The sequence below is a fragment of the Achromobacter arsenitoxydans SY8 genome (genome assembly GCF_000236785.1).
Taxonomy (GTDB): Bacteria; Pseudomonadota; Gammaproteobacteria; order Burkholderiales; family Burkholderiaceae_B; genus Achromobacter; species Achromobacter arsenitoxydans.
Map to the genome: position 1 here is coordinate 1 of NZ_AGUF01000006.1, position 8,560 is coordinate 8,560.

The 8,560-nt window shown below is 67.9% G+C and carries 4 protein-coding genes; 2 read left to right on the forward strand and 2 right to left on the reverse strand.

Going from position 1 to position 8,560, the window contains the following annotated elements:
• Positions 1-2,730: ESPR-type extended signal peptide-containing protein (locus tag KYC_RS00965; RefSeq protein WP_008157893.1), on the reverse strand; the 2,730-nt coding region annotated here is incomplete at its 3' end.
• Positions 2,731-3,027: 297 nt separating this feature from the next.
• On the opposite strand from KYC_RS00965, the gene KYC_RS00970 reads away from it, so the two are divergent.
• Positions 3,028-4,686, forward strand: coding sequence for a CYTH and CHAD domain-containing protein (locus KYC_RS00970; RefSeq protein WP_008157896.1), 1,659 nt, complete (start codon positions 3,028-3,030; stop codon positions 4,684-4,686).
• Between the two features lie 495 nt (positions 4,687-5,181).
• Complete coding sequence (locus KYC_RS00975) at positions 5,182-7,377, forward strand: phosphocholine-specific phospholipase C (protein WP_008157898.1); 2,196 nt, start codon at positions 5,182-5,184, stop codon at positions 7,375-7,377.
• 123 nt (positions 7,378-7,500) lie between these two features.
• Here KYC_RS00975 and ftsY read toward each other — a convergent pair whose 3' ends face one another.
• Positions 7,501-8,499 carry a signal recognition particle-docking protein FtsY gene (gene ftsY / locus KYC_RS00980; protein WP_081477963.1) on the reverse strand — a complete coding sequence of 333 codons (999 nt, stop codon included), beginning with the start codon at positions 8,497-8,499 and terminating at the stop codon, positions 7,501-7,503.
• Positions 8,500-8,560: the final 61 nt, after the last annotated feature.

Genomic DNA, 8,560 nt, shown 5'->3' on the forward strand with positions numbered 1-8,560 from the left:
GCCACCGGAAATGGCGCCGTCGAAGGCGCCGTCGGCGGCCTGCTCGAACACCAGCGCGCCGTCGTTGACGACATTCCCCCGGATCGAACTTGCAGAGCCGACCAGCGTGCCGGCCTGGATCCAGGTATTGCCGTAGGCGTTGCCCGCATTGTCCAGCCGCAGCGTCCCCGCGCCGCGCATGATCAGGTCGGCACCGCCCGACACCGTGCCGGCAAGTCCCAGCGTGGCGCCCGCCGCCACATCGAAGCGGCCGTCCTGGGCCAGCGTGATGGCGCGCGCCGTATCGAAGGAGGCCGTCGCTGTCAGCGCGCCGCCCTGGAAGCTCAGCCCACCCGCCGCGTCGCCCAGATTCGCGTCGCGCGAGACCTCCACAACGCCGCCGGCGATCACCGTGCCGCCGGTGTAGCGGTTGTCGCCGCTCAGCACCAGCGTGCCGGCCCCAGCCTTGGTCAGGGTCTTGCCGTTCCAGCCCGTTGCGGGATTGGCCGCCTGGTCTGACAGCGCCACGCCCAGATCGAAGCGATCCGAGGCGTTGGTCAGCGTGAAGGCGCCGTGGGCCAGGTTGTTGGCAGCGGTCCAGCTCAAGTCGTAGGTGGCGCGGTATTGCAGGCCATCCGCCGACTTGCCCGTGTGGACGGTCAGATAATCGACCTCTCCGGCGAAGCCGCCCACCGTCACCGCGCTGAAGTCGCCGCTAATGCCCCTGGCCGTGTCGATCAGCACCGCATCGAGCCCGGTCTTGTCCGAGATGCCGCTCAGCCTGAACTCCGCACCATTGCCCAGCGTCACCCTATCGGCAACGACCGAGGGACCGGTCCCGCCCGACGCGATGTCCAGGACGGAGCCGCCCGACAGGCTGATGCCGCCCGCTACCGCCAATGTGGCTGGCCGCTGCACCGCCAGCGTGCTGCCCGCGCCCGTTACGCTCAGGTTCCCAAACAGGCTGTTGGCAGCCCCCGTCGCGCCGTCGCCATATTGCAGCACCCCGCCGGTCACCTCGGCCGACCCGCCCAGCGTGCCCAGCACCACCAGTTTCCCGCCGGATACGGTCGTCTTGCCCTTGAAGCCGCCGTTGGCGCCGGCCAGCACCGTGGTGCCGGCGATCTGGTTGACGCGATGCGAGGCGCCGCTATTGGTTCCGCTGTCCAGCGCGGCGGTAAAGCGGTAACCGGCATCGGTGTGATTGAAGTTCACGGTGGCGTCGCCCGCGCCGAACTGAATCGCGGAAGCATTGATCGCGCCGGCGCCGGCCGCAGCCTGGCCAGCCTGCCCGCCGATGTTGATCGTGCCGGACGGGCGGTAGAACAGGAAAGCGCTGGGCGCCAAGGCGATGGCCCCGGTTCCGCTCGCGCCGACGTTGACTTCGCCCCCGTCCGCGACCGTTAAGGTGCCGGCATTCACGCCGAGTCCATACCCCAAGGTCATCGAACCCAGGTTGTTCCAGACGGCCCCCGCTCCCCTGACCTCCACATTGCCAACGCTGCCGTCCATGCTGCCGACGATGCTGTCAGTGTTTGAAACGACGCCGCCGTTCTGGATGCTCAGCAGTCCCTTCCCGCCCATGTCGCCCACGCGCAGGAAGCCGCTATTGGTCCAGGCCGATCCCGCCCCCCGCACCGTGACGGATCCGTCGGCGCCGGCATTGCGGCCCACGTAGCCATCGACGCTGGTCAGCTGGCCCTGGTTCTGAACCGACACCGTGCCGCCGCCACCGTCCGCGCCGACCAGCAACGCCAGGCTGTTGTTCCAGGAGGATGCGGAAACCGTCACTTGCGCCGCGCCGTTCTGCGTGGCGTTGACCGAGCCGAAACGGTTGGAAACCAGGCCGCCGTTTTGAATGGTCAGCCATCCCTGGCCCGTGCCGCCAACGAAAAGGTTGTCCGCAATCGTCCATTCGGCGTCGGCGCCGGCCACGAGGACCCCGGCCGTGTTGCCCGCCGCCGCGCCGCCGTCGATTCTCGCCTCGGCCGAACCCAGATTGTCGAGGATGCGCAATTGCCCGCCACGGACGTTTACGACGCCCTGGAAGCCGGCGCTGTCGCCCGTCAGGAACGTGGTGCCGGCATAGTGATTAATGGCGCCCGCGCCGGGTGCGCCGCTTGCCAGGCGCGTGCTGAAGGTGGTCGAGGAACTGGTGTTGAAATTGAGCGTGCCCATGCCCGCACCGAAGCGGAGCTCGTCCGCGGACAGCGTGCCCGCCAGGGCGGGCGCGGCCCCGGGCGCCGCGCCGATGTTGATCGTGCCGGTCCCGCCCGCGACCGGGGCAAGGGAGACGATCCCGCCGCCAACGACAACCAGCGACCCGCCATCGACGAGATTCAGCGTTCCGATGCCTCCCGCGCCGATGGACAGGTCCCTGTACACCGACCAGGAAGACGTCGAGCCGGTCACCGTGGCCCTGCCGACCCCGCCTGGTCCGGTGCCGATCCCGACCGCTGCGCTGTAAAGCCGGCCTCCGTTTAGAACGGTAATTTCGCCGGCGCCGGTGTTGCCGAGCATCAGGTCCACGGAGGCATTCCACCCCGCCGCATTGAGGGGCAAGACATCGCCCGAGACGATGACAGTCGACTGCCCCCAGGCCATCGGCGACCCGCAGGCGGCGGCCAGCGCGACCATCGCCCCCAGCGCCCGGCTGCGGCCCCGGCTCTTGCCATGCCCGCGGGCATGCTCGCCTGCGACCTGCCACACGCCTGCGCTGCGGTTGAAGACAATGCGATAGATACGGTTCATTGGGCTCTTCTGGACGGTAAAGCGCCGGCTGGACATAGGCGGCCGCCGGTAATGGCAAACGGCAGGCGAAAGAGGGATGGCGCGGAACTTACAATTAGAAAATAGGTTCGCATCGTTGCACATCACTGAAACTAGGTAATTGACCCGGTACCAGTCGGATTCCCAGGCGTGCATCGCAGCGCTTGTTGACGCAGCGCACACACGTCTATGCTCCATGTGAAATAAATATGACCGGTCATCAAATCACCGGGCCCGCTTGATTAACATCTCGCCTTTTGCCGTGGGACGCTCGCCGCCATGTCGGAACAGGAACTGAAACTGCACGTGCCCACGGCTTCGCGCCAGGCCGTCCTCAAAGAGGTCAAACAACGCGAAGCCACGCGCATCCGCCTGCACGCGATGTACTTCGACACGCCCGAGCGCGAACTCGCGCGCGCTCGCATCGCCATCCGGTTGCGCCAGGAAGGCCCCGACTGGGTGCAAACGCTCAAGATGCCCGGCGCGGACGCCATCTCCCGCATCGAAATGAACCACCCGCGGCCGGGTCCGGTGCTGGACCTGTCCGTGTACGCGGGCACCGAAGTCGAAGCCGCGCTGGCGGCCATCAAGGGCGAACTGGGCCTGCGCTACGAAACCGACGTGCAGCGCCTGCTGCGCAAAGTCCGCACGCGCCATGGCACCATCGAACTGGCCTACGACACCGGCATCCTGCGCGCGGGCGCGCTGGAACTGCCCATCTCCGAACTGGAATTCGAACTGGTCTCGGGCCGTCCCGCCGCCATCTTCGCCACCGCCCGCGGCTGGCAGCAGCGCCATGCGCTGGTCCTGGACCCGCGCAGCAAGTCCGAGCGCGGCGACGCGCTGGCCCAGCTTGCGCAGCGCCTGACGGAAGTGGATGCCGCCCCCGGCGACGATCTGGAAACGCGGCGCGCGCAAGCTATCGCCCAGTTCTGGGCGCCCCGCGGCGCCTCGTCCGTCAAACTGCGCGACGACATGACGCCATCGCAGGCCATGGGCGTCATCGCGGCCGAATGCCTGGACCAGATCTGCCGCAACGCCGCAGTGCTGGCCGAAGTCGACACCGAGGGCGTCTATCGCGCCGGCAACTCTGAACATGTGCATCAGTTGCGCGTGGGCGTGCGCCGGCTGCGGTCCGCCTGGAAACTGTTCGACGGCTGGATCGCCCCGGTTCCGGATACGCTGCTGCAGGGCGTGCGCACGCACTTCGCCGCATTCGGCGCCAATCGCGACCAGGACGTGCTGAACGAAACCGTGGCGCCCAAGCTGATCCGCGCTGGCATGCCGGTCATCCCGATGGAAGCCGCGCCGCCCGAACAGGACGCCCAGACCATCGCCGGGGGCAAGGCCTTCCAGGCCTGGCTGCTGGACCTGCTGGAGTGGACGCTGGACGTTCCGCCCGTTCAACCCGGCGCAGAGCCGCAGACGATCGCCAACGGCACGCCCAGCGATGCCGCGCCCGAGCCCGCCATCCGCCTTGAAGGCGGCGTGGCCGGTCCCATCGTCAAGCCCACCATCATCCCGATGCTGGCGCCCCAGCCCGATCCCCAACGCCTGCACAAGCTGCTGGCGCGCCGGCTGCACCGCTGGCATGGCAAGGTGGCGGACCAGGGCACGCACTTCACTTCGCTGGACATCCCCACCCGGCATGAACTGCGCAAGCGCGGCAAGCGCCTGCGCTACGGCCTGTCGTTCGCGGAATCGCTGCTGCCCGCCAGCAAGCTGCGCGGCTATCGCAAACTGCTGTCGAAGGTGCAGGACATCCTGGGCGAAATCAACGACCTGGCCGTCGCCAAGGACTACTACGAGTCGTGTACGGCCACGCATCCGCAGGCCTGGTTTGCGCTGGGCTGGATAAGCGCGCGCCTCGATGAACTGGCGGTGGATGCGCAGCGGGCATTCGACGACCTGGCCGGCAGCAAGCCGTTCTGGAGGTAGCGCGCGCGTTTACCGCATGCAGAAGTCCGTCGTTGAATTCGTTTTCACCTCGACACGCATCTAGCAAGACGTTTCAAAAAAGAACGGCCTGACAGTCATCCGTCAGGCCGTTGTCAATTGTTCGACATCCAGCGCGCCAATACTCATTGGCTGTCGCCGGAATCTCGACACCCGGCGATTTCGTGGCCCGCAGCATCCGCCCGACACTCGTCCTGTGCGACGGCGCAACGGCCTGCGCGGGCCGTCAGCCCATCCACGCACACAGACTCATGGAAACCACTTCCCCCTTGCTGGTCCTTGCAAGACGAGGCCTTCTGGCCTTTTGCACGCTATCGCTGGCCTTGTCGCTTTCCGCCTGCGGCGGCGACGACGACACGGACGAACCGGCGCCGACTCCACCGCCCACGACGCCCGCGCCCCCGGCCTGCGCGGTCCACTGCGCGCCATGAGCCCCGGCACTCCGGCCCTTCCCCGCAACCAACGACTGACCAGCCAATGACGATCGACGCATCCAAGAGAAAGTTCTTCAAGACCACGTTGGGCACCACGGCGGCCATGAGCGCCCTGTCGATGTTCCCGCCCAGCATCCGCCGCGCCCTCGCGATCGAGGCCGACAGCCCCACCGGCACCATCCAGGACGTCAAGCACGTCGTGATGCTGATGCTGGAGAACCGTTCTTTCGACGGCTACTTCGGCACGTTTCCAGGCGTGCGCGGCTTCGGCGACCGCTTCCCGATTCCGCTGGCCAACGGCAAGTCCGTGTTCCACCAGACGCGCAGCGACGGCTCGCCGGAACTGCCGTATCACCTGGACGCCAGGCTCGGCAATGCGCAGCGCGCGGGCAGCACGCCGCACTCCTGGCCCGATTGCCAGGCCGCATGGGACCACGGCCGCATGAACCGGTGGCCCAGCGTCAAGCAGCCGCTGTCGATGGGCTACTACGAGACCGCGGAAATCCCGTTCCATCGCGCGCTGGCCGATGCGTTCACGCTGTGCGACAACTATCACTGCGCCATGCACGCGGGCACGATACCCAACCGCCTGTTCTTCTGGACCGGCACCAACGGCCCGTCGGGCGACGGCGTGTCGGTCGTGATGAACGAAATGAACGGCGGCGCCGCCGTGGGGCCGTCCACTGAAGGCTGGACCTGGACGACCTATGCCGACCGCCTGCAGCAGGCCGGCGTATCGTGGAAGGTCTACCAGAACGTCCCCGACAACTTCGGCTGCAATGAAATGATGAGCTTTCGGCACTGGCGCGCCGAGATCGAGAAAATGCCCGCGGACCGGCGGGTCACCAACCAGGCGGGGCCCGCGTACAACCCGGCCATCGACGACCAGTACAGCGCCTACGCCAAGGGGTTCGGCAACACCATGCCGGACGGCGGCCTGCTGCAGAGCCTGCGCGACGACGTGGTGAACGGCACGCTGCCCGAAGTGTCCTGGATCATCCCGCCCGCCGCCTACAGCGAGCACCCCGGCCCTTCAAGCCCCGCGAAGGGCGCCTGGTACATCCAGGCCGCGCTGGACGCGCTGACGCAGTCGCCGGAGGTCTGGAGCAAGACCGTGTTCCTGGTCACCTACGACGAAAACGACGGCTTCTTCGACCACATGCCCACGCCCAGCGCGCCGTCGCGCAACGACGATGGCACCCTGGCCGGCAAATCCACGCTGACGGACGCCGAGATGGCGTTCGAGTACTACACCTACCCGCCCGCCACGGCCAAGCAGTTGACCGCGGACGGCAAGCCGTTCGGTCCCGGCATGCGCGTGCCCATGTGGGTGATCTCGCCCTGGAGCCGCGGCGGCTGGGTCAATTCGCAAGTGTTCGACCACACCTCTGCGCTGCGATTCCTGGAACAACGCTTCGGCGTCGCCGAGCCCAACATCAGCGCCTTCCGGCGCGCCGTGGCCGGCGACCTCACGTCCACGCTGAACTTCGTGTCGCCCAGCAGCGACCCGTTGCCCACGCTGTCCGGACGCACCACCAAAAACGACGCCGACGGTCTGACGAGCTGGCAGGAGGCGCAGCCGGCCATCGCGATACCCGCGCAGCAGACCCTGGCTGCGCAGGCGCAAGGCACGCGGCCGTCGCGCGCGCTGCCCTACGAGCTGCACGCCAGCGCGCGCGAGGAAGCGCGCGAAAACCGGGTCAGGCTGCTGTTCGCCAACGCCAGCGGCGCACAGGCCGCCGCGGTCTTCCATGTGTACGACAAGCTGCACCTGGACCGCATTCCGCGCCGCTACGTGGTCGAGGCCGGCAAGACGCTCGATGACGCGTGGGACGTGTCGGCCGACGCCGGCAAATACGACCTGTGGGTGCTGGGCCCCAACGGCTTTCACCGCGCGTTTGCGGGCGACCTGCTGCAGGCCGCCGGCGCCGCGCCGGAAATCCAGGTCTGCTACGTGCCTTGCGACGATCCGCAGGTCCAGGTCAAGCTGCACAACGGCGGCGACAAGGCGTGCGCGTACACCGTCAAGGCAATGGCGTACCTAAGCGAAGGCCCGTGGACCGTGACGGTCGAACCCGGGCAGACGGGCGAGCTGAGCTGGCCGGTCAGCAACAGCGGGCAGTGGTACGACTTCGCCGTGGCGTGCGAAGGCTACGCCGCGTTCCAGCGCCGCTTTGCCGGCCGCATGGAAACGGGCAAGGACCTGATCAGCGATCCCGCGATGGGTCAGGTGGAATAGGCGCTGCCACCCGATCGGCCGCGCATGCGGCCGATCGGTCAATCGGCGGCGGAAATGAATACGGGACGGCGCTTGCACGCCGTCCCGCCTTTTCTGCCGATGCAGGCAGCCCCGTCAGGAGTATCAGTCGGCCAGCAAGGCCGCCGCGAATTCGTCCGCCACGAAGGGCTGCAGGTCTTCAAGGCTTTCACCCACGCCGATCCAGTACACGGGGATCGGGCGCACGCCCTGGCTGCCCGCGGCCACGGCGGCCAACGTGCCGCCCTTGGCGGTGCCGTCCAGCTTGGTCACGACCAGGCCAGTCAGATTGATGGCCGCATCGAAGGCGCGAATCTGCGCCAGCGCGTTCTGGCCGGTGTTGCCGTCCACCACCAGAAGCACCTCGTGCGGCGCGGCCGCATCCGCCTTGCCGATGACGCGGCGGATCTTCTTCAGTTCTTCCATCAGGTGCAACTGCGTGGGCAGGCGGCCGGCGGTGTCCACCATCACCACGCCCATGCCGCGCGCGCGGCCGGCATTGACGGCATCGAACGCCACCGCGGCCGGGTCGCCGCCGTCCTGCGAGATCACGCTGACGTTGTTGCGGCTGCCCCATTGCACCAGCTGTTCGCGCGCGGCCGCGCGGAACGTGTCGCCCGCCGCCAGCAGCACGCTGGCGCCCTGGCGCTGGAACGTGTGCGCCAGCTTGCCGATCGACGTGGTCTTGCCGGCGCCGTTCACGCCCGCGATCATGACGACCAGGGGTTGGGTGCGCTTCAGGTCGAACGCCCGCTCCAGCGGACGCAGGTGATCGGCCAGCAACTGCCGCAGCGCCGCCTTGACCTTGGCCGGGTCTTCGATGCGTTCTTTCTTGACGCGCGCACGCAGCGCGGTCAGCAGCTTCTCGGTGGCCTCCAGGCCCGCATCGGCCATAATGAGGGCCGATTCGAGTTCCTCGAACAGGTTTTCGTCGACCTTGACGCCGACGAAAATGCCGCCAATGCTCTGCCCCGTGCGAGACAGGCCCTGCTTCAGGCGCGACAGCCATGACGCTTTCTTGGGCGCTTCCGCGGCCGCAGGTTCTGCGGCCGGCGCGGCGGCCGGGACCGGAGCAGGTGCAGGGATCGGCGCCGGCGCAACGATCGGGGCGGCGCGGCAACCGGTGCGGGTGCCGTCGCGACAGGCGCCGACGGTTGCCGGCTCA